The 24,545-nt window shown below is 59.3% G+C and carries 24 protein-coding genes; 12 read left to right on the forward strand and 12 right to left on the reverse strand.

Translation table 11 applies throughout. The features are described 5' to 3' along the window. Positions 1-11: 11 nt before the first annotated feature. Positions 12-1,334 carry an aminotransferase class I/II-fold pyridoxal phosphate-dependent enzyme gene (locus J7447_RS01490; RefSeq protein WP_209168532.1) on the reverse strand — a complete coding sequence of 441 codons (1,323 nt, stop codon included), beginning with the start codon at positions 1,332-1,334 and terminating at the stop codon, positions 12-14. Between the two features lie 101 nt (positions 1,335-1,435). On the opposite strand from J7447_RS01490, the gene J7447_RS01495 reads away from it, so the two are divergent. After that, a complete protein-coding gene (locus tag J7447_RS01495) occupies positions 1,436-2,317 on the forward strand; it encodes a LysR family transcriptional regulator (RefSeq protein WP_209168533.1) in 882 nt (293 codons plus the stop codon). A gap of 23 nt (positions 2,318-2,340) precedes the next feature. On the opposite strand, the gene J7447_RS01500 is transcribed toward J7447_RS01495, so the two are convergent. Next, a complete protein-coding gene (locus J7447_RS01500) occupies positions 2,341-3,246 on the reverse strand; it encodes a DMT family transporter (protein WP_023001745.1) in 906 nt (301 codons plus the stop codon). Between the two features lie 393 nt (positions 3,247-3,639). On the opposite strand from J7447_RS01500, the gene ccoN reads away from it, so the two are divergent. From ccoN to J7447_RS01545, 9 genes are all read left to right on the forward strand, one after another. After that, on the forward strand, positions 3,640-5,295 hold the full coding sequence (gene ccoN, locus J7447_RS01505; RefSeq protein ID WP_075281394.1) for a cytochrome-c oxidase, cbb3-type subunit I: 1,656 nt from the start codon (positions 3,640-3,642) through the stop codon (positions 5,293-5,295). 14 nt (positions 5,296-5,309) lie between these two features. Beyond that, entirely contained in the window at positions 5,310-6,044 is a 735-nt protein-coding gene (gene ccoO, locus J7447_RS01510; protein ID WP_077290595.1) for a cytochrome-c oxidase, cbb3-type subunit II, read from the forward strand. 5 nt (positions 6,045-6,049) lie between these two features. Beyond that, on the forward strand, positions 6,050-6,205 hold the full coding sequence (locus J7447_RS01515) for a cbb3-type cytochrome c oxidase subunit 3 (RefSeq protein ID WP_006933670.1): 156 nt from the start codon (positions 6,050-6,052) through the stop codon (positions 6,203-6,205). Between the two features lie 3 nt (positions 6,206-6,208). After that, the gene (gene ccoP, locus J7447_RS01520; protein WP_023001742.1) at positions 6,209-7,087 is read left to right on the forward strand and encodes a cytochrome-c oxidase, cbb3-type subunit III; all 879 of its coding nucleotides are present in this window, start codon (positions 6,209-6,211) and stop codon (positions 7,085-7,087) included. Between the two features lie 171 nt (positions 7,088-7,258). Then, complete coding sequence (gene ccoG / locus J7447_RS01525; RefSeq protein WP_075281454.1) at positions 7,259-8,722, forward strand: cytochrome c oxidase accessory protein CcoG; 1,464 nt, start codon at positions 7,259-7,261, stop codon at positions 8,720-8,722. A 10-nt stretch (positions 8,723-8,732) separates the two neighbouring features. After that, positions 8,733-9,245, forward strand: coding sequence for a FixH family protein (locus tag J7447_RS01530; RefSeq protein WP_077290594.1), 513 nt, complete (start codon positions 8,733-8,735; stop codon positions 9,243-9,245). 10 nt (positions 9,246-9,255) lie between these two features. Further along, on the forward strand, positions 9,256-11,502 hold the full coding sequence (locus J7447_RS01535; RefSeq protein WP_353653737.1) for a heavy metal translocating P-type ATPase: 2,247 nt from the start codon (positions 9,256-9,258) through the stop codon (positions 11,500-11,502). A 7-nt stretch (positions 11,503-11,509) separates the two neighbouring features. After that, positions 11,510-11,662, forward strand: coding sequence for a cbb3-type cytochrome oxidase assembly protein CcoS (gene ccoS, locus J7447_RS01540; protein ID WP_023001738.1), 153 nt, complete (start codon positions 11,510-11,512; stop codon positions 11,660-11,662). Between the two features lie 72 nt (positions 11,663-11,734). Beyond that, positions 11,735-12,406, forward strand: a complete 672-nt coding sequence (locus tag J7447_RS01545) for a class I SAM-dependent methyltransferase (protein WP_209168535.1) — start codon at positions 11,735-11,737, stop codon at positions 12,404-12,406. A gap of 30 nt (positions 12,407-12,436) precedes the next feature. Here J7447_RS01545 and J7447_RS01550 read toward each other — a convergent pair whose 3' ends face one another. Continuing rightward, the gene (locus J7447_RS01550; RefSeq protein WP_023014640.1) at positions 12,437-12,637 is read right to left on the reverse strand and encodes a hypothetical protein; all 201 of its coding nucleotides are present in this window, start codon (positions 12,635-12,637) and stop codon (positions 12,437-12,439) included. A 311-nt stretch (positions 12,638-12,948) separates the two neighbouring features. Here J7447_RS01550 and J7447_RS01555 point away from each other — a divergent pair, with 311 nt between their 5' ends. Then, a complete protein-coding gene (locus J7447_RS01555; RefSeq protein WP_051990227.1) occupies positions 12,949-13,425 on the forward strand; it encodes a response regulator in 477 nt (158 codons plus the stop codon). Positions 13,426-13,458: 33 nt separating this feature from the next. Here the strand turns inward: J7447_RS01555 and J7447_RS01560 are convergent, their stop codons facing one another. After that, positions 13,459-13,899 carry a hypothetical protein gene (locus J7447_RS01560; protein WP_209168536.1) on the reverse strand — a complete coding sequence of 147 codons (441 nt, stop codon included), beginning with the start codon at positions 13,897-13,899 and terminating at the stop codon, positions 13,459-13,461. On the opposite strand from J7447_RS01560, the gene aroQ reads away from it, so the two are divergent. Next, positions 13,886-14,329 (forward strand): type II 3-dehydroquinate dehydratase, encoded by a 444-nt coding sequence (aroQ, locus tag J7447_RS01565; protein WP_055658186.1) that lies wholly within the window; start codon positions 13,886-13,888, stop codon positions 14,327-14,329. The two genes, J7447_RS01560 and aroQ, sit on opposite strands and share 14 nt — an antisense overlap. Before the next feature lie 45 nt (positions 14,330-14,374). Here aroQ and J7447_RS01570 read toward each other — a convergent pair whose 3' ends face one another. The 8 genes from J7447_RS01570 to urtA form a co-directional block, all read right to left on the reverse strand. Continuing rightward, entirely contained in the window at positions 14,375-15,127 is a 753-nt protein-coding gene (locus J7447_RS01570; RefSeq protein WP_286188862.1) for a sugar transferase, read from the reverse strand. Positions 15,128-15,406: 279 nt separating this feature from the next. After that, positions 15,407-16,714, reverse strand: a complete 1,308-nt coding sequence (locus tag J7447_RS01575; protein ID WP_055658191.1) for a UDP-glucose/GDP-mannose dehydrogenase family protein — start codon at positions 16,712-16,714, stop codon at positions 15,407-15,409. Between the two features lie 327 nt (positions 16,715-17,041). Next, complete coding sequence (locus J7447_RS01580; RefSeq protein ID WP_209168537.1) at positions 17,042-18,328, reverse strand: ArgE/DapE family deacylase; 1,287 nt, start codon at positions 18,326-18,328, stop codon at positions 17,042-17,044. A gap of 175 nt (positions 18,329-18,503) precedes the next feature. Continuing rightward, positions 18,504-19,199 (reverse strand): urea ABC transporter ATP-binding subunit UrtE, encoded by a 696-nt coding sequence (gene urtE, locus J7447_RS01585; RefSeq protein WP_023001729.1) that lies wholly within the window; start codon positions 19,197-19,199, stop codon positions 18,504-18,506. Positions 19,200-19,313: 114 nt separating this feature from the next. Beyond that, positions 19,314-20,060, reverse strand: a complete 747-nt coding sequence (gene urtD / locus J7447_RS01590) for an urea ABC transporter ATP-binding protein UrtD (RefSeq protein ID WP_023001728.1) — start codon at positions 20,058-20,060, stop codon at positions 19,314-19,316. 4 nt (positions 20,061-20,064) lie between these two features. Further along, on the reverse strand, positions 20,065-21,303 hold the full coding sequence (gene urtC, locus J7447_RS01595; protein ID WP_209168538.1) for an urea ABC transporter permease subunit UrtC: 1,239 nt from the start codon (positions 21,301-21,303) through the stop codon (positions 20,065-20,067). After that, the gene (gene urtB, locus J7447_RS01600) at positions 21,300-22,922 is read right to left on the reverse strand and encodes an urea ABC transporter permease subunit UrtB (RefSeq protein ID WP_168685945.1); all 1,623 of its coding nucleotides are present in this window, start codon (positions 22,920-22,922) and stop codon (positions 21,300-21,302) included. Before urtB ends, urtC begins: the two co-directional genes overlap by 4 nt. A 240-nt stretch (positions 22,923-23,162) precedes the next feature. Then, positions 23,163-24,449 carry an urea ABC transporter substrate-binding protein gene (gene urtA, locus J7447_RS01605; RefSeq protein WP_031269634.1) on the reverse strand — a complete coding sequence of 429 codons (1,287 nt, stop codon included), beginning with the start codon at positions 24,447-24,449 and terminating at the stop codon, positions 23,163-23,165. Positions 24,450-24,545: the final 96 nt, after the last annotated feature.

Genomic DNA, 24,545 nt, shown 5'->3' on the forward strand with positions numbered 1-24,545 from the left:
AGTGACGCTTCTCAAGGGTGGATGAAGTGGAGCGTGTTGAAACTCCGGCGCCATTTGGCCACACGTCCTGACATCGCTGCCGGATCGTTCGACCGCAGCGCTTCGGCTATCAGTTTGGCCAGCTCTGGCATGTCGACCGTCGTCATGCCCCAGCGGACCAGTTCCGGTGTTCCGAACCTCAGGCCGTTCATGTCACCGTCGACGGACGCTATCGGCAGTCCGATTCCGCACGCCAGAAACCCTGCCTGGCGAAGCTTCTTCGAAGCTGCCTGACCGCCGCCGAGGGCTGCCGCTTCCAGGGCAAACTGATGTGAAGCGGTTGTCCCCTTGGCGGTAGTGAACACCGGCATTCCCTCTGCTTCGAGAGCAGCGGCGAGCGCACCGGCGCTGGCGGCCATTTCGGCAGCGTAGGCCTTGCCGAAATCGCGCCAATCCAGAAGGGTGATGGCGAGCGCGGCAGACTTTGCAACGTCAAAGTTGGCTGTCAGCCCCGGAAAGGCAATCTTGTCGAGCTTTCGGGCAAGATCCTGGTCATTACTGACGATCAGCCCGCCAGCGGGACCACCCAGGCTCTTGTAGGTGCTCATGGTCATGAGATGTGCGCCTTCCGACAGCGGGTCGGAAAAGACGCCACCGGCAATCATGCCGCACTGATGGGCTGCATCGAAAAGGACAAAGGCGCCGACTTCATCGGCGATGGCCCGAATTTCTTTCACCGGGTGCGGGAACAGGTTGAGGCTCATGCCGATGGTAATCAGCTTCGGCCGAACCTTCAGGGCCAGGGCGCGCAGACCTTCCAGATCGATCGTGTAGCCGTCGGCATCGACCGGTGCTTCGTGGATATCCAGGCCATAAAGACCGGCACAGCCCGGCGCATGGTGAGTGACGTGGCCACCGACGGACGCAGGCGGTGCGATGATGGCGTCGCCCGGCTTTGTGGTTGCCATGAATGCATAGAGATTTGCCAGCGCGCCCGAGGCGACCCGGATTTCCGCATAAGCCGACTGGAAGATCTCGCAGGCAAGGTTCGCTGCAATCACCTCGATTTCCTCGATGGCTTCGAGGCCCATCTCATATTTGTCACCCGGGTAGCCGAGCGAGGGACGGGACCCCATGCCGCTTGCCAGCAAGGCTTCTGCGCGCGGGTTCATCAGGTTGGTTGCGGGGTTGAGATTGAAGCAGTCTTTCTCGTGGATGGTCCTGTTGGCCTCGGCCAGCGCTTCGATGCGCGCGGCAATTGCTTCGGATCCGAGAGGCGAAGTTGCCTGGGTGATCTCGTCGATACGGGTGGCAGCCACAGCGGGGAGCCAGGGGCATTTGTCTTGCGCGGTCATGTCGGAACTCCGGTTCTATTTGGACAAAGTGTCCATCTCCGCTTGTGTTCGCGCAAATCAGATTTTAGAAATTCGAGGGCTAGAAAAAATAGGTCTTACAGATGTCGGTAGCTCCTCCCGTCCCCAGACTGCCTTCGCTGAACGCACTGAGAGCGTTCGAAGCGTCCGCGCGCCTCGGTGGGTTTGCACAGGCCGCGGCGGAACTGCAGGTTACACCCGGAGCCGTGGCAGCGCAGATCAAGGCGCTGGAGCAGGAAATCGGCGCGGCCCTGTTCGTGCGGCATGCCAAGGGGGTCCGCCTGACGGCCACTGGCCAGCGGGCACTGCCGGGTTTTGTCGCCGCATTCGACCAGCTTGGAACTGCGGTGCGCGACCTGAGGCGTGATGCTGCACCCGGCAGGATACACATTGCGGCTCTGCCGGCCCTGGCGCAGCTTTGGCTGGCCCCCAGACTGCCGCAGCTACGCGAGAAGTTGCCGGAGATCGACATTTCGGTCACAGCCCTTGAAACACCGCCGAACCTGAAGCGGGTGCCATTCGATCTCTGCCTGTTCTACTGCGACAGCGTTCCGGACAACGGGATCGCGTTTTCGGGAGACGAATTGCTGCCGGTCTGCACACCGGCGCTTGCAAAGGCGCTCAAGCAGCCTGGTGATCTGAAAGAGGCGGTTTGTCTGACGGACACGGCCTGGGCAGACGATTGGCGAATATGGGCGGATGAAGCTATGTCGGGCGAGGGGTTTGCGCCACGCGGACCTGTCTTCTCGCTTTATGCTCTTGCGGTCGAAGAAGCACTGAACGGCGCAGGCGTACTTATGGCGCACCGCTCACTTGTCGCAGATCAGCTTGCCGCCGGCACCCTGGTGGCGCCTCTTGCAGCAGTTGTCCCGCTACAGCGTCAGATCTGCCTGTGGGCCCTTCCGGCAAGCCGGGGCAAAGGTGCGGCCGGTCAGGTGCTGCAGGCCTTGCGTCAGATGGGCTAGGTGCCTGAAAGGTTGTTCCAGTTTCAAGTGCGCCGGGTCTTCGCCTTGTTGCCGCGCCACAGGATGAACAGTCCCGATCCGACGATGACGGTGCAGCCAACCAGCATCTGCGCGTCGATCCGCTCGTTGAACCAGACGGCGCCGAGCAGGACGCCGAACAGGAGCCGCGAATAGCGGAACGGTGTGACGGTGGCGATTTCTCCGGTGCGCATGGCCTTCATCAGAGCGCTATAGGCAAAGACACCACAGAAGACTGCGGTTCCGAGGGCGAGAAGGGCGGTTGTGTCAGGCACCACGAAGGCGGACCTGTCCCAAAGACCATAGACAAGACCGGCGATTATGATCGTCAGGAAACCGTAGAACCCGAGGATATTGGTGCTGAGGGTCGCCGGCGCAGCGCGGCTGGCAAGGTCGCGGCCGGAGAAGCCAAGCATGCCGATGACGGCCAGGACCGAAAGCAAAGAAAAGCTGTCGCTGGTCGGCCGGAGCACGATCAGGACGCCCACAAGGCCGATAAAGATTGCTGTCCACCTGCGCCACCCGACCTTTTCGCCAAAGAACAGGGAAGCGCCCAGCACAACGAATATCGGTGTTGCCTGGAGAATGGCAGTGGTCGAGGAGAGCGGCGTCAGGGCCAACGCCAGAACATAGAACAGCCGGCCGACCAGTTCGAAGGCGAAGCGAACTCGCATGACAGGCGAGAAAACGTCCCGGTTGAGAACTTTTTCGCCCGTGACAGTGGCAAGGCCGAAGAAAGCAATGGTTCCGCCGACGCCGAACAGCACAAGGATTTCCGCCACGGGCAACTGTGCCGCAGCCTGCTTCACGAAGGCATCTTCCAATGCGAAGGCGGCCATCGCAGCCACCATCCAGAGGCTGCCGATGATATTGGGATGGAGGCTTGCGCCATTTTGAGATGCAGCGTTCAAGGGAGGGGTCCCGTGTCGAGGTGGAAGGTCGTCAGCGGCAGATCAGGGGCCATCGGACGCGCCAGAAAGCAACGCCCTTCAGCGGAGGGAAGAACGGCGTAACACGTTTCCCGCTCCTTGGCTTCGGAAAACCGCAAGGCCGGCGGATGAGCAAGGGGGCCAGGACGTTGCCGCAAACCGGCCTACGTCCTTCAGGCGGGCGTCACATCCCTTTCACGGCGTGCCTTCATCTTGCCCGCGACAATTTACGCAATGCAATCTGACCTTTGGAGGCTGTTCCGACATCGCCAATTGCTGGCATGTTGATATGAATCAACGCGGCATTTTCAGAGTCGTGTGCATGGTCGTGCCATCGTTGGCACCTTGTAACGATTTCAAGACTGGGGCGCTAAAATGGCACAAAACAAGGCCAAAATGATCTCGCTCGAGGAAGGCGGCTTCGCCATCTTCCTTGTGCTGCTTGCGTTTGCCTGCATCATCGTGGCAGGCAAGACATTCGATCAGGTCATGGCATTCCACGCTGGCATAGGCGCATTGTTCGCCGCCGTCAGCGTGTTTCTGATTTTCAAGAACTACTTCGATGACGGCGGGGAAGTGATTCCGGCCGAAATCGACGGCAAACCAAACTACAACATCGGACCGATCAAATTCGGTGCGGTCGCGGCAATGTTCTGGGGCATTGCCGGTTTCACGGTCGGTTTGATCATCGCTCTTCAGCTGGCCTGGCCTGCGCTGAACTTTGATTTGCCGTGGACCAATTTCGGGCGCCTGCGCCCGCTGCACACCTCCGCGGTGATTTTCGCCTTCGGCGGCAACGTGCTGCTGGCAACGTCCATGTATGTTGTCCAGCGTACCTGCCGCGTGCGCATGCCCGGCAAGATCCTGCCCTGGTTCGTGATCCTGGGTTACAACGCCTTCATCGTGATCGCGGGAACGGGTTATCTGCTCGGCGCGACACAGAGCAAGGAATATGCCGAGCCGGAATGGTATGCCGACCTGTGGCTGACCATCGTCTGGGTGGCCTACCTGCTGCTGTTCCTGGGCACGCTCTGGAAGCGCAAGGAACCGCATATCTACGTGGCCAACTGGTTTTATCTGGCGTTCATCGTCACGATTGCCATGCTGCACATCACCAACAACCTGACCATTCCGGTCTCGATCTACTCGACCAAGTCCTACATCGTCTGGTCGGGGGTTCAGGACGCCATGGTGCAGTGGTGGTACGGCCATAACGCGGTGGGCTTCTTCCTGACCGCCGGCTTCCTTGCCATCATGTACTACTTCATCCCGAAGCGCGCGGAGCGGCCGGTCTATTCCTACCGTCTTTCCATCGTGCACTTCTGGGCGCTGATCTTCATCTACATCTGGGCAGGTCCGCACCACCTTCACTACACGGCTCTGCCGCAGTGGGCGTCTACGCTGGGTGCAACCTTCTCCATCATCCTGTGGATGCCGTCCTGGGGTGGCATGATCAACGGCCTGATGACGCTTTCGGGTGCATGGGACAAGCTGCGGACCGACCCGGTTCTGCGCATGATGGTGGTTTCGGTCGCCTTCTACGGCATGTCCACCTTTGAAGGTCCGCTGATGTCGCTGCGCTCGGTCAACTCCCTGTCGCACTACACCGACTGGACCATCGGTCACGTGCACTCCGGTGCCCTGGGCTGGGTTGGCTACATCTCGTTCGGCGCGATCTACTGCCTGATCCCGTGGCTCTGGAACAAGCGTCAGCTGTATTCGCTGAAGCTCGTGAACCTGCACTTCTGGCTGTCCACGATCGGTATCGTTCTCTACATCACCGCGATGTGGGTGTCCGGTATCATGCAGGGCCTGATGTGGCGCGCCTACGACCAGCTCGGCTTCCTGGAGTACTCCTTCGTGGAAACCGTCGAGGCGATGCATCCCTTCTACATCATCCGTGCTCTTGGCGGTGCGCTCTTCGTGCTCGGCGCCGTGATCATGGCCTACAATCTCTGGATGACCGTCCGTCACGGCGAGGCTGAAGAAGCCGATGCCACGCCGGCTGGCTCCCTGGCTCCGGCCGAATAAGGGAGGGACAGACTATGTCTGCATGGAAAAAACACGAAGTCTTTGAAAAGAACTCCTTCGTTCTCTTGATCGGCATTCTGGTCATGGTCGCCATCGGCGGCCTGGTCGAGATCGCTCCGCTCTTCTATCTGAAGAGCACGATCGAAAAGACCGAAGGCGTGCGGCCCTATACGCCGCTCGAACTGGCCGGACGCAATATCTACATCCGCGAAGGCTGCTATCTGTGCCACTCGCAGATGGTGCGTCCGATGCGCGATGAAATGGAACGCTACGGTCATTTCTCGCTGGCTGCGGAATCGATGTACGACCATCCGTTCCAGTGGGGGTCCAAGCGTACCGGTCCGGATCTGGCCCGCGTCGGTGGCAAATACTCCGACGACTGGCATGTGGAGCACCTGAAGGACCCACGCTCGCTGGTTCCAGCGTCCATCATGCCCGGCTATCCGTTCCTGGCTGAAAACCGCCTCAACACCCGGGACATCGAGTCTCACCTGACGGTCAACACCGTGATCGGCGTGCCCTATACCGAAGAGCAGATCGCAAATGCCGCATCTGACATCCTCGGTCAGGCGAGACCGGATACGGAAGCGGCCGATGGCTTCGAGGAACGCTGGCCGAATGCCACGATCCGCGATTTCGACGGCAACCCGAGGGAAGTGACCGAGATGGACGCGCTTGTCGCCTATCTCCAGGTTCTGGGTACCATGGTCGATTTCTCGATCTATGACGACAAGGCAAACGCGAGGTAAGGGCGATGAACGAGACATACTCAGCATTCGCAGGCTTCGCACAAACCTGGGGCCTACTCTACTTCATGATCCTGTTTGGCGTCGTTCTGGCCTACGCATTGTGGCCGAAGAACCGGAAAAAGTTCGACGACGCTGCTCAAATCCCGTTTCGGGAGGACTGATCCATGGCAGACACACATAACAAGGAAGTCGACCAGATCTCCGGGGTCGAAACCACCGGCCACGAATGGGACGGTCTGAAAGAACTGAACAATCCTCTGCCGAAATGGTGGCTGTATCTGTTCTACGCCTGCATTGTCTGGGCGGTGATCTACTGGGTTCTCTACCCGTCCTGGCCGCTGGTCTCCAGCTACACCACCGGTGTACTGGGTGCCAACCAGCGGACCGAGGCGATCGCAGCCTACGACAAGGGGATCTCCGACCGGTCGGTCTTTGCCGACAAGATCGTGGCAGCCTCGCTTGAGGACATCTCCACTGATCAGGAGCTGCTGCAATTTGCCCGGGCCAACGGCCAGGCAGCTTTCGGTGACAACTGTGCACCGTGCCACGGTTCCGGCGGCACGGGTGCGGAAGGTTATCCGAACCTGCAGGACGACACCTGGATCTGGGGTGGCACGCTGGATAACATCCACACCACGCTGGAATTCGGTATCAGGTCCGGTCATGACGAAGCACGCATCGGCGAAATGCCAGCCTTCGGCCGTGATGAGCTGTTGAGCCGCGAGGAGATCAATCAGGTTGCCAACTTCGTCGCATCCCGCGCGGGACTTGAGACCGACGAAGGCGTCGATCTGGCAGCGGGGCAGACCGTCTATGACGACAACTGCGCAGCCTGCCACGGCGAAGACCTGAAGGGCATTCAGGATGTCGGTGCGCCGAGCCTGCTGTCTGCCAATTACCTCTATGGCAAGTCGCTGGACGCCATCAAGGCGCAGATCAACAATCCGCGCAACGGCGTGATGCCGGCCTGGGTCGATCGTCTCGATCCGGCGACCATCAAGTCGCTGACGGTCTACGTCCACTCCTTCGGGGGCGGGCAGTAATTCCTGCGGATCTGGTGCGACAAATGCGCCAGATAGCCTGAACGATTTGATCCGGCGCAAAGTGTGACGCTTTGCGCCGGTTTATTTTGAGCACTCGCTGCTAATGGTGGGTGGCGAATGATTTTCCAAAGATCCTATTGGGGCAGGATCGCGTTGAAGAGGACGGACGGTATGTCTACGGACACCGAGACGCATGAGGGCGCGCAATCCGATGAATGGTTTGCATCAGCCAAAAAGATCTATCCCATGGCGACGCACGGCCTGTTCCGCAGGATCAAGTGGGCGCTGCTGTTCATCACGCTGGGCATCTATTATTTCCTGCCTTTCATCCGGTATGACCGCGGCCCGGATGCTCCAAGCCAGGCTGTTCTTGTCGATATGGAAGGCAGCAGGGCCTATTTCTTTTTCATCGAGATCTGGCCGCAGGAAGTTTACTACCTCACCGGTCTCCTGATTCTTGCAGCGCTGGTACTGTTCCTGATGAACGCGGTCGCAGGACGCGTCTGGTGCGGCTATCTGTGCCCGCAGACGGTTTGGACGGACCTGTTCCTCTGGGTCGAGCGCAAGGTGGAAGGCGACCGGCGCGAGCGCATCGTGCTGGACAAGGACCCCTGGACCTTCGACAAGGTCCGCAAGCGCGTGACAAAGCATTTCCTGTGGCTGATGATCGCCTGGTGGACGGGCGGTGCGTGGGTGCTTTACTTCAACGACGCACCGACCCTGGTATGGGAACTCCTGACCTTCCAGGCACCGATGATTGCCTATGTCTGGATCGCCATCCTGACCACGACGACCTATCTCCTGGCAGGCTTCATGCGGGAGCAGGTGTGTATCTACATGTGCCCGTGGCCGCGCATCCAGGCGGCCATGACCGACGAGAAGGCCCTCAACGTCACCTATCGCTGGGACAGGGGCGAGCCGCGTGGTTCCCTGAAGCAAAACAAGAAACTTGCCGACCAGGGCATGCCTGCTGGCGATTGCGTGGACTGCTACCAGTGCTTCCAGGTCTGCCCGACCGGTGTCGACATCCGCAAGGGCATGCAGCTCGACTGCATCCAGTGCGGCCTGTGCATCGATGCCTGCGACAACGTCATGGAAAAGATCGGCAAGCCGAAGGGACTGATCGGCTACGATACGGACGAAAACATCCAGCGCCGCCTGGAAGGCAAGGAATCGGTCTACGAGATCGTCCGCGTTCGAACGGTCATTTATGTCGGCATCATCGCCGTGGTCTGCGGTATCATGCTGTTCGCACTGCTCAATCGTGATTTCGCCGATATCAGCGTTCTGCATGACAGAAACCCGGTGTTCGTCGAGCAGTCGGACGGGTCCGTGCGCAACGGCTATACAGTGCGTCTGTCGAACAAACGCCGCCACGAGCGCCATTTCATGCTGCATGTGGAAGGCATGCCGGCCAACACGATGGTGGAAGCCGTCGGTACGGAGGACACCTTCGCCGGCCGTCCGATCATCTCTGTCGGTCCTGACACGACCCGGGAAGTCCGTATTCTCGTGACATCGCCGCCCTGGGCAAAGATGCCACATTCGACGCCGGTTACCTTCCGGATCACCGAAAGCGTCATGGGCGAAGTGGTCACAGCCAAAGACACGTTCAAGGCACCGGAAAAACCTTGAGGAGCAAAGAATGACGATGGTTCAATCGAACATGAAAGATCCCAAGGCGATCACCGGAAAGACGGTCCTGGTCTGGCTTCTTGCCTTCTTTGGCGTGATCTTTACCGCCAACGCCGTGTTCATCTATCTCGCGCTCGGGTCTTTCCCGGGCGTGGTGGTGGAAAGTTCCTATGAAGCCGGACAGGCCTACAACCAGGAAATCGCGGCCGCCAAGGCTCAGGCAGACCTGAACTGGCAGGTCTCGACCGAATTTACCCGCACCAGCAGTGCGGATGGCAAGCTGGTCGTCACGGCCAACGATGCGCAGGGAACGCCGCTTTACGGGGTGGTCCTTCATGCCCTTTTGCGCAATCCGGTTCATGACGACGCCGACGTGAAGGTCGATTTCACGGCTGACGGCGGTGGGCGCTATGTCGGAGCAGTCGAGAACCTTGCCGACGGCAACTGGACACTCATCCTGGAAATCGAACAGGATGGCGAACGGAAATTCCGGTCCGAGAACCGGATCTTCGTCAAGAACTGAGGCACGTACCGTGACGGTCCATCAGCGTGATTGGCAGGCATTCGTGACGCCGGGCGAAGACGGTGCGGTCCACATGGACCTTGCCGTCGACGGCATTACCTGCGCTGCCTGCATGGGAGACATCGAGCGAGGTCTGAAACGGCTTCCGGGCATCCGGGCGGCACGCGTCAACCTGACCAGCCAGCGGCTCGCCGTCGACTGGTCGGAAGACCAGACCGGGGCTGACGAGATCGTCGCCGAGCTGGAACGTCTCGGATACAAGGCCCACCCGTTTGATCCGGCAAGCCAGAAGGAGCGTCAGGACAAGACCGGCAAACAATTGCTGCGCTGCCTGGCGGTTTCCGGCTTTGCCGGCATGAACATCATGCTGCTGTCCGTTTCCGTGTGGTCGGGCAATGCCACCGACATCACCCCGGAAACCCGGGATTTCTTCCACTGGCTGTCTGCGCTGATCGCCTTGCCGACAGTTGCCTACTCCGGGCGGCCGTTCTTTCGCAGCGCCTTCAACGCCCTGGCTGCCGGCCGGTTGAACATGGATGTGCCGATCGTGATCGGCGTGACACTGGCGGTCGCTCTGTCGGTCGTCCAGACCATCCAGCACCAACATCACGCCTATTTCGAATCCGCCGTTATGCTGCTGTTCTTCCTGCTGGTCGGGCGGTATCTCGACCACAACATGCGGGGGCGGACGCGGTCCTTTGCAGAGAACATCGCCGCGCTGAAGGCGGAAGTTGCCGCGCTGATCCATTCCGACGGCGCTGTCCGCGAAGTACCGCTTTCAAAAATCGCCGCAGGTGACCTGGTTCTGGTATCGGGCGGCGAGCGGGTGCCGGTGGATGGTGTGGTTGAAACCGGTGTTTCCGAGATCGACCAAAGCCTTGTGACCGGTGAAAGCGTGCTGGTGCCGGTTGCGGCCGGTCAGCGGGTCTACGCCGGTACCTTAAACGGAGCAGGGGTGTTGCAGGTCCGGGTTCAGGCTGCTTCCGGCGCGACGTTGCTGGATGAGGTCAACCGCCTGCTGGAAGCTGCATCCCAGGCCAAATCCAAATACGTGCGCATTGCCGACCGCGCCGCCCGCCTTTATGCGCCCCTGGTGCATGGTGCGGCTGCGCTGACATTTCTTGGCTGGTTGCTGGCCGGGCTCGACTGGCAGCCAGCCCTGATCATCGCCATTTCCGTCTTGATCATCACCTGTCCCTGCGCGCTCGGTTTGGCGGTTCCTGCTGTGCAAGTAGTGGCATCCGGGCAGCTCTTCCGGTGTGGAATCCTGCTCAATTCTGGCGATGCCATCGAACGATTGTCGGATATCGACACCATCCTGTTCGACAAGACCGGTACGCTGACGCTTACCGAGCCGGATCTGTGCGGTTCCATCGATCCAGATGACGAAACGCTTGCGCTGGCCGGACGCCTTGCCCTGGCAAGTCGGCATCCCTTGTCGGCAGCCCTGGTCAAGGCAACAGGAGCGTTGCAGCCTCTGCCGGACGTCAGCGAGACATCCGGGGCGGGTCTTGAAACCCTGGTTGCCGGACAGCGTCTGCGGCTTGGCAGCCCGCTGTTCTGCGAAGCATCCGACGAACAGGTCGAGGCCGCACTGCAGTCGAACCCGGGAGCCTCTCTGCTTGCTATCCGCTTTGGCAGGGATCCTGCCCGCCTGTTGGCCTTCCGGCAACGGCTGCGGCCGGATGCCAGGGCAGTGGTCGATCAGTTGAAATCAGCCGGCTACGCGCTTGAAATTCTCTCCGGGGATACGAAACCTGCTGTGGCCGATTGCGCGGCTGTGCTGGGTGTATCGGACTGGCGCTCGGGCATGAAGCCCGCCCAGAAAATTGCGCGTCTCGAAGAACTCCAGGCCAGTGGCCGCAAGGTCCTGATGGTTGGCGATGGCCTGAATGATGCACCGGCGCTGGCCGGGGCGCATGTCTCGCTGTCGCCTGTCTCGGCCGTGCATCTCAGTCAGGCCGCTGCAGACGCCGTTTTTCTCGGTGACAAATTGCAGCCGGTGGCCGATGCGCTCAGGCTGTCGAAACGGGCAAGGGCGGCAATCGAGCAGAACCTCTGGATCTCGGTCGTCTACAACATCATTGCCGTGCCCATTGCCGTGGCCGGTTTCGTCACACCTTTGATGGCGGCAGCAGCGATGTCCGCATCGTCGCTGGCAGTTACCGCAAACGCCCTCAAGCTGCGCTGGGGAGAGGGCGGCAGGAACGCGGGAGCGAACGCACCCACGTTGCGACAGCAACAGGCTGCTGAATGAGATCGACATGGACGTTCTGATCTATCTGATACCGATTGCACTGCTCTTGGGAGCGCTGGGGCTGGGGGCTTTCCTCTGGTCCTTGAAAAGCGGCCAGTATGACGATCTCGAAGGTGCCAAATGGCGCATCCTTGACGACGACGACCTGCCAGACAAGTAGTTGCCGGCAATCTTGACTTTGTGTTCCCGTGCGCCTAGCCCCATGCATTCCTTTAGGTAACTGGAGCTATGCATGGATTCGTTTCCGGACGCGCACAAACCGGGCTACGCCGTTTATTCCAGAACGTCGCTGGCCATCTACGATGCCCTGGTGCTGGGTTTGTCGAACCGCTGGATCTGGCGTTGTCCGAGCTCTCATCTGGTCGCGCGCTATGACCAGCATGTTTCCGCCAAGCACCTGGATATCGGCGTGGGCACCGGTTACTTCCTGGACAAGACCAGGTTTCCCGTTGCAGATCCAAGGGTGACGTTGCTCGATCCCAACCGGGAGTGCCTCGACAAGGCTGCCGCCAGGATTGCCCGCTTGAACCCCGTCACCGTTCAGGCAGATGCACTCGTGCCGTGGCCAAAAGACATCGGCAGTTTCAAGACCATCGGCCTCAACTACGTGCTTCATTGCCTTCCGGGCACCATGACTGAAAAGGCAGTGATCTTCGATCATGCGGTACCGCATCTCGAAGATGGAGCAACGGTCTTTGGCTCCACCATCCTGCAAGGCGATGCGCCGCGGTCCGGTGCCGCCCGCAAGCTGATGCAGATCTATAACCGCAAGGGTGTCTTTTCGAACGAAGCCGACACGCAGGACACTTTGCGAGCGGAACTTGAAAAACGCTTTGCCGAGGTGAAGATTGAAAGGATCGGGTGCGTGGCACTCTTCAGTGCCCGGAAGCCGCGCCTTGCCTGAGCCCTGCCGCGGCAAGGCACAACGGGCAGCTTAGGAGAGGACGTTGGACAGGGCCATGCCTGTGGCAAGCAGGACGAGCCCTATGCCGGCAAGCAGAAGGAGATTGTCTCTCAGTCTTGCATTTGTGCCGAGGTCGGACGGTTCATGCTCCATAGGGAGCGGATCGTCTTCCCCGAACGTTTCAGGATCCCGGGACATGGTTCTTACAATCGTTTGCAAAAGGCTGCTCATTCAGTTCGATTTCTTGCCTGAAAGATGGGGGCGTACAATTGAAAGTCCCGTTAATATCGAACCAGCCAAAAGATTAATTGAGCGCAATATTACCAATAGGTGAAATCCCTCAGTGTATTGCGAGTAATTTCTCAGCCTTTCCGAAACTATTCAAAGTCGATGCCGCGTCGGCGGATGATTGTGGGCGCCTCGCGGCCGGAGACTAACTCATTGTTCAGACTTTCATGGCAAAGGTTAAGTCAAACAAGGAGGACTAGGTGAGCCTGGATCTTGCCTCTCTGACATTCTTGCTGGTCGAAGACAGTGCTTACATGCGGACCATCCTGCGCACCATGCTGCAGGGGTTCGGTGCGCGGCGCATTGTCGAGGCTGAAGACGGCGCGTCCGGCCTTGAAGCCATGGACCGGGCGAACCCTGACATCCTTATTCTGGATTGGGTTATGCCGATCCTGGACGGGGCGGACATGGTGCGCATGATCCGCAGTCCGAACAATCCCTTCGCCTATATCCCGATTATCATGGTGACCGCTCACACCGAGCGTAGCCGGATCGTGGAAGCGCGCCGGCTCGGCGTGCACGAGTTGCTGTCCAAGCCGATCTCGGCAAAGGCACTGTATCAGCGCGTTTCCAGCGTGATCCTGCACCCGCGCGATTTCATCAAGACGGCCACCTATTTCGGCCCTGCTCCGCGCGAAATCCGGAACCGCCAGAAGATCTGGCAAGGTGGCCCCGGCCAGCCGCAACAGCAGGGCGGCGAAGGCGACGGTAATCTCACCGCGATCGGTTAAGCGTAAAATTCAGCTGAATGTGATGTGGACGCGTCAGGCGGCCGACTGTGCTGTCGCGCGATTTTCCGCTGCCGCATAAGACGATGCGCCTTGAGCTTGGGCACTTTCTGCCGCTTCGGCAAACTGCGCCAGAACGTCAAGATCAACCGTGTAGTGGTCGAGCAGGAACTGGGAAAGAACATCGATAGGGAGATGATGGTAGCCTTCGATGGCGGCCATCAAAGCTTCAAGTGTGTCCAACCGTTCGCGGAGTTTAATCATGGTTACCCGATGAGCCGATTTTTTCTCACACTGGAGTTTTATAGTTAATAATGCGTAAAACCGAGCGTCGCAAGGATGCGGGACCGCGGTATCACCTCCGATAACAATCGTCCACAAACTTTTGCCGGAAATCTTCGAATTTCTTGGTAAAAATCGCCAGTGCGGGGCAAGTTGTCGACGAAGGTCTAGGGAAAATTCAATGGCAAAAATCATCTATGTTCTGAACGGTCCGAATCTCAATCTGCTCGGCAAGCGGGAACCGGAGATCTACGGGGCTCAGACCCTGGATGACGTCCGTGCGATGTGTGAGGCCGCCGCTGCGCCCAAGGGGCTGGAGATTGCATTCCATCAGAGCAATGCCGAACACGTGCTGATCGACTGGATCCATGAGGCGAGGGAAGCGGCCGCGGGTATCATCATCAACCCGGCGGCTTATACGCACACGTCGATCGCAATTCTGGACGCATTGAATACCTGCACCTGCCCGGTGATCGAGGTTCATGTCTCCAACATCCACAAACGGGAAAGCTTCCGGCACCATTCCTACGTTTCAGCCCGGGCGGATGCGGTGATTGCTGGCTGCGGTGTGGAGGGTTACCTGCTTGCCCTGCAGCGCATGGCGACTTTGTGCGCAGACGCATGATCCCGCGTCTCCGCCCGTGACACTGTTTGAGGATTTCCCGGCGGTTCAGTAGCCGTTGCCGTTGAAGAATTCCCTGGCGACCGTCGTCGCGAGGATTTTGACATCAAGGATAACCGACTGGCGCTCGATGTAGGCAAGATCATAGGCCAGCCGCATACGGGCCGCATGAGGGTTTTTGGTTTCCCCGCGAAAGCCGTTGACCTGTGCCAGGCCTGTGATGCCCGGAAGCACCTTGTGGCGGTCCATATACCTGGGGTGGAAGTCCTCATAAGGCATTCCTGCGGCCAGCATGCCGGGCACATGCGGTCGGGGACCTACCAGGGACATCTCTCCCCGCAACACGTTAAAGAGCTGCGGCAATTCATCGAAATTGCTCTTGCGCAGGAAGGCGCCGATCAATGTGACACGCGGATCGTTGGCAACGGTTTGCGAAATCCCGGTGCTGTCGCACTGGTTGGCATGCATCGTCCGGAACTTGAGAACGGCAAACTTCTTGCCATTCAAACCGTAGCGCCACTGACGGAAAAATACCGGTCCGCGGCTTGTCAGTTTTATTGCAACCGCGAGTGCAACAAATAAGGGAAAAAGCAGTAGAAGGCCGGCACTTGCACCGGTCAGGTCAATACATTTCTTCAGTCCGGATTGAATCACTCCGCGTGCCGGGCGGAGGTCGCGGGAGGCACGGTTTGTCGCATCGAGCAGGTCGGGGTGCGGATAGCCCCACGTCGCGAAGCCGGCGATATTCATCGCTTCGCGGCCGTGATCATCTGCTTCGTAAGATACTGTTTCGTCTGCCAAGATATGCCAGCCTCAACCCGATTTACGAGACCACTTGATGTGCGCCAGCATCCTGTCTGGAGGCAGTCGCAATCACCATCGTATCGTTAATATTTGGGTAACAAGATCGGGAAAATTGTTATCCATTAAGGGTTTGGTTACCATAGTGACGCGACGGGAGCAATGTTCCGGCGTCAAAAGTGATGTGAAATTTAATTAATTTTTAAAAAATTGAACGCCGGGCTAGGGTTAGCCCGACGTTCGCATAGGATATTATATTCTGGAGTGGAAACCGGCCGCTTAGTAGCTGCGGCCGACGCTGGTGTACTCGAAGCCACGGGCTTCCATGTAGTCCGGCTTGTAGATATTTCGCAGGTCGACAACCTTGGGTGCAGAGACCAGAGTTTTGACGCGGTCGAGGTCAAGCGCGCGGAACTGATCCCACTCCGTAACGATTACAACCACATCTGCGTTCTCAATGGCATGATAGGGTCCATCGCAGAACATCACACCCGACATGACCTTCTCGGCTTCTTCCATGCTGGCCGGGTCGTAGGCACGGATTTTGGCACCGGCAGCCTGCAGTTTTTCCACGATGTCGATGCTCGGAGCTTCGCGCATGTCGTCCGTATTGGGCTTGAAGGCGAGGCCAAGCAGCGCGATCGTCTTGCCGCTTACGTCGCCGCCCATGAATTCGATCACCTTGTCGGCCATCTTCTTCTTGCGGGCCGCGTTCACCTCGATGACGGAATCGACGATCTTCAGATCGGACTGTGCATCCGCGGCGATCCGCGAGAGGGCAAGAGTGTCCTTCGGAAAGCAGGAGCCGCCGTAGCCAGGGCCGGCATGCAGGAACTTGCCGCCGATGCGGTTGTCGAGGCCGATACCGCGCGAGACTTCCTGGACGTTTGCCCCGACTTTCTCACACAGGTCTGCAATTTCGTTGATGAAGGTGATCTTGACCGCAAGAAACGCATTGGCCGCGTATTTGGTGAGTTCCGATGTGCGGCGGCGGGTCACGATGATCGGGGTTTCGTTGAGATACAGCGGGCGGTAAAGCTCACGCATCACTTCGACCGCGCGCTCGTCATCGGTCCCGACCACCACCCGGTCGGGGCGTTTGAAGTCGCTGATGGCGGCGCCTTCGCGCAGGAATTCCGGATTTGAAACGACGGCGAATTCTGCGTCAGGGTTGGTCTTGCGGATGATCGCTTCCACTTCGTCTCCCGTGCCGACCGGAACGGTCGATTTGGTGACGATCACGGTGAAGCCCTCGATCAGTCGTGCGATTTCCTCTGCCGCGGCATAAACGTAGGAAAGATCGGCATGGCCATCGCCTCGGCGGGTCGGCGTGCCGACGGCAATGAAAACGGCATCCGCTTTGCGGATCGCTTCTTCAGGAGCAGTGGTAAAGAAGAGGCGTTCTTCGGCAACGTTCTTTGCAACGAGTTCCTGCAACCCAGGTTCATAGATCGGGATCTGTCCGTTGTTCAGGGCGTCGATCTTGCTTGCATCCTTGTCGATGCAGGTCACGACATGTCCGAAATCGGCAAAACAGGTTCCGGACACCAGACCGACATAGCCGGTCCCAATCATTGCAACACGCATTTTAAATTTTCCTGCTTCTGGGTGGTCTTCAGGCGCTAGTCAATCACCATAAGCCCGCTAGGTGCTGCCCGAATTACATGGACCGGCAGCAAAAGACCAGTTCGTTGAAATCGTATTGTTTGAAATTTTGAAATTCTGCTCCGTACACTACTCTGAAAAGGGACAGGATGAGGCGTCTGCAATTGCCTGAACGCGTCCCGGTCTTGAAGACTAACGGAACGACACAAAAAACGGGAGCATTTTTCTGGCTAAAGAGGGGATGTGCTCCTCCGGAAGGAAGGCCCTGTGCGAAGAAGGGCCTCCTCATTTCGGTGCAGCTGAACTGGCCTAGGTCTGTGCGATGCCGCACCAGGCAGCGGTAAACAGGGCGATCGTCTTCGTCACTCTTTTCAGCGACGGCAGGTTCACGCATTCGTCTATGCCGTGAATGTTCTTTGTCAGCGGGCCATAGGTGAGGGCAGGAATGCCGCAATGGTTCACGTAAAGAGCCGCATCCAGATAGCAGGCCATGATCGACCGTTTGAGCGCAGTTTCGGACGTGATCTTGTGTGCGGCGGCGAGCGCATTTTCCGCGTCGCTGCCTTCGGGAAGAAGATATCCTGCCTGACATGTCCCGATCCATTCGAGCTTTGGATTGGCTTTTTCAAGCCGGGGATCCTTCGTACCAAGCGTTTTCAGCATCTGTTCCACGCTGGCCATCCGGTCTTGCGGGGCGTCACCCGGATAAAATCCGATCCGGCCTTCGAAACGGCATTCAAACGGGATGGACGCCGGCCATTCGCCGCCGTTGATGGTGCCGATGTTGAGGCTTGCAGGATTGCGCAGGTCGTCGAAGCCGGGATGGCTGGTCTTTTCCTCATTCCAGCGAGCTTCCAGAACCTTCAACTCGTTGATGACGAGGAACGCCGCCTCGATTGCGCTGAGGCCTGACTCCGGCTCACGTGGGTGAGCCGGCACGCCCTGGACGGAGATCCGGAACTTGATGACACCGGAATTTGCATAGGTGACCTCTTCGTCTGTCGGCTCGGGAATGAGAACCGCGTCCGCCGTCGCACCATTCATGATCGCAGCTGCGGTGCCATTGCCCGTCACCTCTTCGTCGATGACAGACTGGAACTCGAGCGGCCCTTTCAAGCTGAACCCGGCAGCCTCGATGGCATCGACTGCAAAGAGATTGGCTGCGAGGCCTGCCTTCATGTCCCCCGCGCCTCGTCCGAAAAGCCAATCGCCCTCGCGCACGGCTGCAAACGGCGGATGGGTCCAGTTTGCCGGATTGGCAGTGGGCACGACATCGACGTGGGCATTCAGGATCAACGAACGCCCGCCATGGGCAGACTTCTTGCGACCACTGACGTTGAACGTGTCGGTGTAGTCGATAGTGGCTGGAGAATAGGCCGGATGGGACTGCAGTTGCGTCACATCAAGCCCATAGGTCTCGACGTCATAGGCACGGTCACGGAGAGCGTCTGCAATGATCTTCTGGACACCGGCCTCCTCACCGCGAAGGGATCTTGCCCGCACGATCTCCTGCAGGAAGGCGATCTCGTCCTCGAATGCGGCGTCAACGGCAGCGGTGATTGCGGAAATGGCTTCGTTGGAAAGTGGTTCTGACATGACGATCCGGCTGGGAAGGACGATGAGGTGGGCGATTTGCCTGCACCCTATCAACTGCACTGCCTGCGTCAAATGCGGGTAACAGCACACCTAACCCCATCATCCTTCGCGGCGCCTCCGAAGCGGCTCCCCACGATGAGGCGGAAAAGTGAGCTTTGGGAGACGTGCCCCTGGCCTAAACAGTCAGATACCGACGGACTTCCGTTTCAGAAAGGTCGGCCCCCGTGCCCGAGAGCACCACTTCGCCGCGGTCCATGACGGCATAATCGTCGGCCAGATCACGGGCGAACTCGAAATATTGTTCCACCAGCACGATGGCCATCGTGCCCTGGTCGCGCAGCCACGAGATTGCCCGGCCAATGTCCTTGATGATTGAAGGCTGGATGCCTTCCGTCGGTTCATCAAGCACCAGAAGTTTCGGACGGGTGACCAGGGCCCGTGCAATCGCGAGCTGCTGCTGCTGTCCGCCGGACAGATCACCGCCACGGCGGGACAGCATGTCCTTGAGCACCGGGAAAAGTTCGAAGATCGTGTCGGGAATGAACCGTTCCTTGCGCGGGATCGGGGCATAGCCGGTCTCAAGATTTTCCTTTACCGATAGAAGAGGGAAGATCTCGCGTCCCTGCGGCACAATTGCGATGCCTTTCTTGGCGCGGGCGTGGGCTGCCAGCGAGGATATGTCCTCGCCGTCCCACAGGATCTTGCCGGCGCTGATGCCGTGCTGACCGGCCACGGCACGCAAGGTGGACGTCTTGCCGACACCATTGCGCCCCATCAGACAGGTTACCTTGCCGGTCTCGGCCTTCAGCGAAACCTTCTTCAGCGCCTGGGCGGCGCCATAGTGAAGATCGATGTTTTCAACTTGCAGCATGAGCTGACTTCCCTTGGCTGATCGCGATGCGCCTTGTGGCCGTTGGTTCGTTCGTTTTCGGTACCGCCGTATCACTTCCACGAGCGACGAGACGCGAAAGACAAAGCCTACTCCTCATCGTCCGAGATAAACTTCCACGACACGTTCGTCGGCTGAGACATGGTCGAGTGAGCCTTCAGCCAGGACCGAGCCTTCGTGGAGAACGGTGACTTTGACACCCAGGGAGCGCACAAACACCATGTCGTGCTCGACCACGACGACCGAGTGATCATTGGCGATATCCTTCAGAAGTTCAGCGGTTTCGGCGGTTTCGGCATCCGTCATGCCGGCAGCAGGCTCGTCCACGAGAAGCAGCTTCGGATCCTGGGCCAGCAGCATGCCGATCTCCAGCCACTGCTTCTGGCCGTGGCTGAGGTTGGCTGCGAGCTCGCTTCTCTTCGAACCAAGCCGGATCAGATCGAGCAGATATTCAACCCGCTTCTTCTCACCACCCGAAATGACATGAAACAGGGTCGCAAATGGGCCACGCGGTGCCTTGAGCGCCAGTTCCAGGTTGTCCCAGACGGTATGGCTCTCAAAAACGGTCGGCTTTTGAAACTTGCGGCCGATCCCGAGTTCGGCGATCGAAGCTTCGTCCTCGCCGGTAAGGTCCACGGTGCCGTTGAAAAAAACCTCGCCACTGTCCGGTCGGGTCTTGCCGGTAATGACGTCCATCATCGTGGTCTTGCCTGCCCCGTTGGGACCGATGATGGCCCGCATTTCACCCGGGGCAATCGTCAGCGACAATTCGTTCAGTGCCTTGAAGCCGTCGAAGGAAACCGACACGCCGTCGAGATAAAGAAGACTGGAAGATCGTGCCATGGCTTTACTCCGCGGGCTGGGCTTCGGCATCCGCCGGAACGGTCGAGGCAGATTTTTTCGGGCTGACGTTGGCCGGGGAAGCGGGCGACTGCGGCGCCTGGCTCGGAGGTTGGTCCGACCCGGCTTCGAAGTCTTTGGAGACTTTCCGTTGCCGCAAGGCCGTCCAGCCCTGGGAAATGGTGCCGACGATGCCCTTCGGCAGGAACAGGGTCACGACCACGAAGAGGCCACCGAGCGCAAAGAGCCAGATGTCGGGCAGGGCGGCGGTGAACCAGGTCTTGGCGAAGTTGACCAGAACGGCGCCGAGAACGGCCCCGACCAGCGTTCCGCGCCCGCCGACGGCAACCCAGATCACCACCTCGATGGAGTTGGCAGGTGCAAATTCACCCGGGTTGATGATGCCGACCTGCGGCACGTAAAGGGCACCGGCGATACCGGCCATCATGGCCGACAGGGTCCAGACGAACAGCTTGTAGTGTTCAACACGGTAGCCCAGGAAGCGTGTCCGGCTCTCCGCGTCGCGCACGGCCACCAGCACCTTGCCGAGTTTCGATCGGGTGATCGCCCGGCAGATGAGGAAACACAGGACCAGCGCCAGGCCTGAGGCTGCAAACAGGCCCGCGCGGGTCGTGTCGGCTTGAATATCAAAGCCGAGAATGTCCTTGAAATCGGTCAGGCCGTTGTTGCCGCCAAAACCCATGTCATTCCGGAAGAAGGCAAGCAGCAGCGCATACGTGAGGGCCTGCGTGATGATCGACAGGTAAACGCCGGTGACGCGTGAGCGGAAGGCGAACCACCCGAAGACGAAGGCCAGCACGCCCGGCACCAGCAGCACCATGAGCGCCGCAAACCAGAACATGTCGAAGCCGTACCAGTACCAGGGCAGTTCTCCCCAGTTCAGGAACACCATGAAATCCGGCAGGATCGGGTCGCCGTAAACGCCGCGGGTCCCGATCTGGCGCATCAGGTACATGCCCATGGCATAGCCACCGAGCGCGAAGAAGGCCGCGTGACCAAGCGAGAGAATACCGCAATAGCCCCAGACCAGATCTACCGCCAACGCCAACAACGCATAGGTCAGGTATTTGCCCATCAGCGTGACCGCGTAGGTCGGCACATGGAAGGCCGAGCCTTCCGGGACAAGCAGGTTGCCGGCAGGAACCAGGACAATCACGGCCGCCATGATGGCGAGGAAGATCCCTGCTCGGGCGTCCATGGCGCGGAAGAGGAAAGAGGTCATCATGCTTCAACTGCCCGGCCCTTGAGGGCGAACAGGCCCCTCGGACGCTTCTGGATAAAGAGAATGATAAAGATGAGCACGAAGATCTTGCCGAGCACGGCCCCGGCATAGGGCTCCAGGAACTTGTTCACGACACCGAGGGTCATGGCGCCTACCAGCGTGCCCCACAGATTGCCGACCCCGCCGAAGACCACGACCATGAAACTGTCGATGATGTAGCCTTGGCCCAGGTTCGGCGAAACGTTGTCGATCTGGCTGAGCGCGACGCCCGCGATCCCGGCAATGCCAGAGCCGAGCCCGAAGGTGAGGGCGTCGATCCAGGGAGTGCGGATGCCCATCGAGGCGGCCATGCGCCGGTTCTGGGTCACGGCCCGGGTATAGAGCCCGAACGGGGTCTTCTTGAGGACAAGCATCAGTCCGGCGAAGACCAGCATCGCGAAGACGATGATCCACATGCGGTTATAGGTGATCGTCATCTGGCCGATCTCGAAGGCGCCGGACATCCAGTCCGGGTTGCCAACCTCACGGTTGGTCGGACCGAAAATCGAGCGCACTGCCTGCTGCAGCACCAGCGAGATGCCCCAGGTCGCAAGCAGTGTTTCCAGCGGGCGTCCGTACAGCCAGCGGATCACGCCACGTTCGATGGCAACGCCCACCAGTCCTGAGGTGAGGAAGGCAAGTGGCAGGGCGATGAACAGGGAATAATCGAAAAGACCAGGTGCGGAGGAGCGAATGAATTCCTGCACCACGAAGGTGACGTAAGCCCCGATCATCACCATCTCTCCATGCGCCATGTTGATGACGCCCATGACACCGAAGGTGATGGCAAGACCAATGGCAGCGAGCAGCAGCACGGATCCAAGCGACAGGCCGTACCAGACATTCTGTGCTGCATCCCAGGCGGCGATGGATTTCTCGATCTTGGTGATTTCCGTGGTTGCCGCTTCGCGCAAGGCGCCTTCGGAGGAAGATTGCACGGCGATCAGAAGCGACAGAGCATCACGGTTGCCCATCGTGCCGAGCGTCGAAACCGCCTGGAGTTTCGCTGCCTCGTCCATATCTGAGTTCAGAACGGCCGCGGCCCGGGCTTCTTCCATCACCTTGCGCACGCCATCGTCCGTTTCAGCGGCAATGGCTGCATCCAGGGCTTCGATACTGTCCGGATCCTTCGCCTTGAACACGGCTTCGGCAGCCGCCATCCGCACCTTCGGGTCGGGCGCCATCAGGGTCAGCGACCCGAGCGCGGACCGGATCACCCGGCGCAGCTTGTTGTTGACCTTGATCTTGTCGATTTCGCCCTTGGCCGCTTCGCCGGTCGTTTCCATGGTCAGCGGGTCGATCAGGGCAAAGTTCTTGCCGGCCTTCCTGGTGATGAAGACTTCGCCATCGGCCTTGCGCACGTATAGATCGCCATCGCTCAGGGCCTCGAGGGCAGGGGCCACCTGCGGGTCACCGGTCGCGACAAGGGCACCGATCTGCTTTTCGGTTTCGGAATATTTGCCCTTGGCCAGGTCGTTGATCAGCGGACGGAGTGCCTCTGGATCGCTTTGGGCCAGTGCCGGTGCGGCAAGGAGGCTGGCAGCGAGGCTGAGGAGGAGTAGGAAGGATCTCATCAAGGACATCGTGTCCACCGGTGTTTAGAACTTTCACCTGACGACCTCATCGTGGGGAGTCGCATTGCGGCGTCTCGAAGGATGGGTCACTTGCTTCCGGGGTTGCCGCCCATCCTTCGAGACGGACCTTTTGGTCCTCCTCAGGAGGAGGGGAGAGCTAAGAGCGACTCTCCAGGCAAACCTTTCCGGTTGGAAAACCGGGGAAAGAGGACGGGTCTCGTAAGACCCGCCCGAGCTCCGTCTCCTCCCTTAAGACCCGGAGCCGCCGCACTTGCCGGTGGCAGTGTTGAAGTTGCCGCAGGAAAGCGGTGCGCGCCAATCGGAGATCAGGTCCTTGGAGCCGTCCAGATAGTCGGACCATGCGTCGCCGACGACGAGGCCGGAGGTTTCCCAGACGGTTTCGAACTGGCCGTCTTCCTGGATTTCACCAATCAGCACCGGCTTGGTGATGTGGTGGTTCGGCATCATTGCCGAGTAGCCGCCGGTCAGGTTCGGGACGCTGACACCGACGATGGCGTCGATCACGGCATCCGGCTCGGTGCTGCCTGCCTTCTTGACTGCTTCAACCCACATGTTGAAGCCGATGAAGTGCGCTTCCATCGGGTCGTTGGTCACGCGCTTGTCGTCGCCGATGTAAGCGTGCCAGGCATCGATGAACTCGGCGTTGGCTTCGGTATCTGCGGACTGGAAGTAGTTCCAGGCAGCCAGGTGGCCGACGAGCGGAGCGGTGTCGAGACCGGCGAGCTCTTCTTCACCAACGGAGAAGGCAACAACCGGAATGTCTTCAGCCTTGATGCCCGCGTTGCCCAGTTCCTTGTAGAACGGCACGTTAGCATCGCCGTTGATAGTGGAAACCACAGCGGTTTTCTTGCCAGCGGAGCCGAAGGTCTTGATGTCGGACACGATCGTCTGCCAGTCGGAATGACCGAACGGCGTGTAGTTGATCATGATGTCTTCTTCAGCCACGCCCTTGGACTTCAGGTAGGCTTCAAGGATCTTGTTGGTCGTGCGAGGATAGACATAGTCGGTGCCGGCCAGAACCCAGCGCTCGACGCCTTCCTCGTTCATCAGGTAATCGACGGCCGGAATGGCCTGCTGGTTCGGTGCAGCGCCCGTGTAGAAGACATTGCGCTGGGATTCTTCACCTTCGTACTGAACCGGATAGAACAGCAGCGAGTTAAGTTCTTCGAAGACCGGTAGAACGGACTTGCGCGAAACGGACGTCCAGCAGCCGAACACGGCGTCGACGCCGTTGACTTCGATCAGCTCACGCGCCTTTTCAGCAAACAGCGGCCAGTCGGAAGCCGGGTCGACGACGACCGCTTCCAGTTTCTTGCCAAGCAGGCCACCCTTCTTGTTCTGCTCTTCGATGAGCATCAGCATGGCGTCTTTCAGAGTGGTTTCCGAAATGGCCATGGTGCCGGAAAGCGAGTGCAGGATGCCGACCTTGATCGTGTCTTCCTGGGCGGATGCGCCGCCGATCATCGTGGAGGCCATCAGGCCTGCCAATGCGAGTTTGGTGAATGTGTTTTTCATGGATGTTCCCCTTTGCTTGACGTCACCGGTTCCCACGCCGGCGATTGGCGGCTGGAAGGTGTGCCGCTGTCAGGAAGGGATCGTGCACTGGCACCA

Source organism: Labrenzia sp. R5_0, assembly GCF_017743835.1.
Classification (GTDB): domain Bacteria; phylum Pseudomonadota; class Alphaproteobacteria; order Rhizobiales; family Stappiaceae; genus Roseibium; species Roseibium algicola.

Excerpts from the sequence above, each read along its gene's own strand:
- J7447_RS01490 (WP_209168532.1), bottom strand. The coding sequence starts at position 1,334 with ATGACCGCGCAAGACAAATGCCCCTGGCTCCCCGCTGTGGCTGCCACC.
- J7447_RS01495 (WP_209168533.1), top strand. The coding sequence starts at position 1,436 with ATGTCGGTAGCTCCTCCCGTCCCCAGACTGCCTTCGCTGAACGCACTG.
- ccoN (WP_075281394.1), top strand. The coding sequence starts at position 3,640 with ATGGCACAAAACAAGGCCAAAATGATCTCGCTCGAGGAAGGCGGCTTC.
- ccoO (WP_077290595.1), top strand. The coding sequence starts at position 5,310 with ATGTCTGCATGGAAAAAACACGAAGTCTTTGAAAAGAACTCCTTCGTT.
- J7447_RS01515 (WP_006933670.1), top strand. The coding sequence starts at position 6,050 with ATGAACGAGACATACTCAGCATTCGCAGGCTTCGCACAAACCTGGGGC.
- ccoP (WP_023001742.1), top strand. The coding sequence starts at position 6,209 with ATGGCAGACACACATAACAAGGAAGTCGACCAGATCTCCGGGGTCGAA.
- ccoG (WP_075281454.1), top strand. The coding sequence starts at position 7,259 with ATGTCTACGGACACCGAGACGCATGAGGGCGCGCAATCCGATGAATGG.
- J7447_RS01530 (WP_077290594.1), top strand. The coding sequence starts at position 8,733 with ATGACGATGGTTCAATCGAACATGAAAGATCCCAAGGCGATCACCGGA.
- ccoS (WP_023001738.1), top strand. The coding sequence starts at position 11,510 with ATGGACGTTCTGATCTATCTGATACCGATTGCACTGCTCTTGGGAGCG.
- J7447_RS01545 (WP_209168535.1), top strand. The coding sequence starts at position 11,735 with ATGGATTCGTTTCCGGACGCGCACAAACCGGGCTACGCCGTTTATTCC.
- J7447_RS01550 (WP_023014640.1), bottom strand. The coding sequence starts at position 12,637 with ATGAGCAGCCTTTTGCAAACGATTGTAAGAACCATGTCCCGGGATCCT.
- J7447_RS01555 (WP_051990227.1), top strand. The coding sequence starts at position 12,949 with ATGCGGACCATCCTGCGCACCATGCTGCAGGGGTTCGGTGCGCGGCGC.
- aroQ (WP_055658186.1), top strand. The coding sequence starts at position 13,886 with ATGGCAAAAATCATCTATGTTCTGAACGGTCCGAATCTCAATCTGCTC.
- J7447_RS01560 (WP_209168536.1), bottom strand. The coding sequence starts at position 13,899 with ATGATTTTTGCCATTGAATTTTCCCTAGACCTTCGTCGACAACTTGCC.
- J7447_RS01575 (WP_055658191.1), bottom strand. The coding sequence starts at position 16,714 with ATGCGTGTTGCAATGATTGGGACCGGCTATGTCGGTCTGGTGTCCGGA.
- J7447_RS01580 (WP_209168537.1), bottom strand. The coding sequence starts at position 18,328 with ATGTCAGAACCACTTTCCAACGAAGCCATTTCCGCAATCACCGCTGCC.
- urtE (WP_023001729.1), bottom strand. The coding sequence starts at position 19,199 with ATGCTGCAAGTTGAAAACATCGATCTTCACTATGGCGCCGCCCAGGCG.
- urtD (WP_023001728.1), bottom strand. The coding sequence starts at position 20,060 with ATGGCACGATCTTCCAGTCTTCTTTATCTCGACGGCGTGTCGGTTTCC.
- urtC (WP_209168538.1), bottom strand. The coding sequence starts at position 21,303 with ATGATGACCTCTTTCCTCTTCCGCGCCATGGACGCCCGAGCAGGGATC.
- urtB (WP_168685945.1), bottom strand. The coding sequence starts at position 22,922 with ATGTCCTTGATGAGATCCTTCCTACTCCTCCTCAGCCTCGCTGCCAGC.
- urtA (WP_031269634.1), bottom strand. The coding sequence starts at position 24,449 with ATGAAAAACACATTCACCAAACTCGCATTGGCAGGCCTGATGGCCTCC.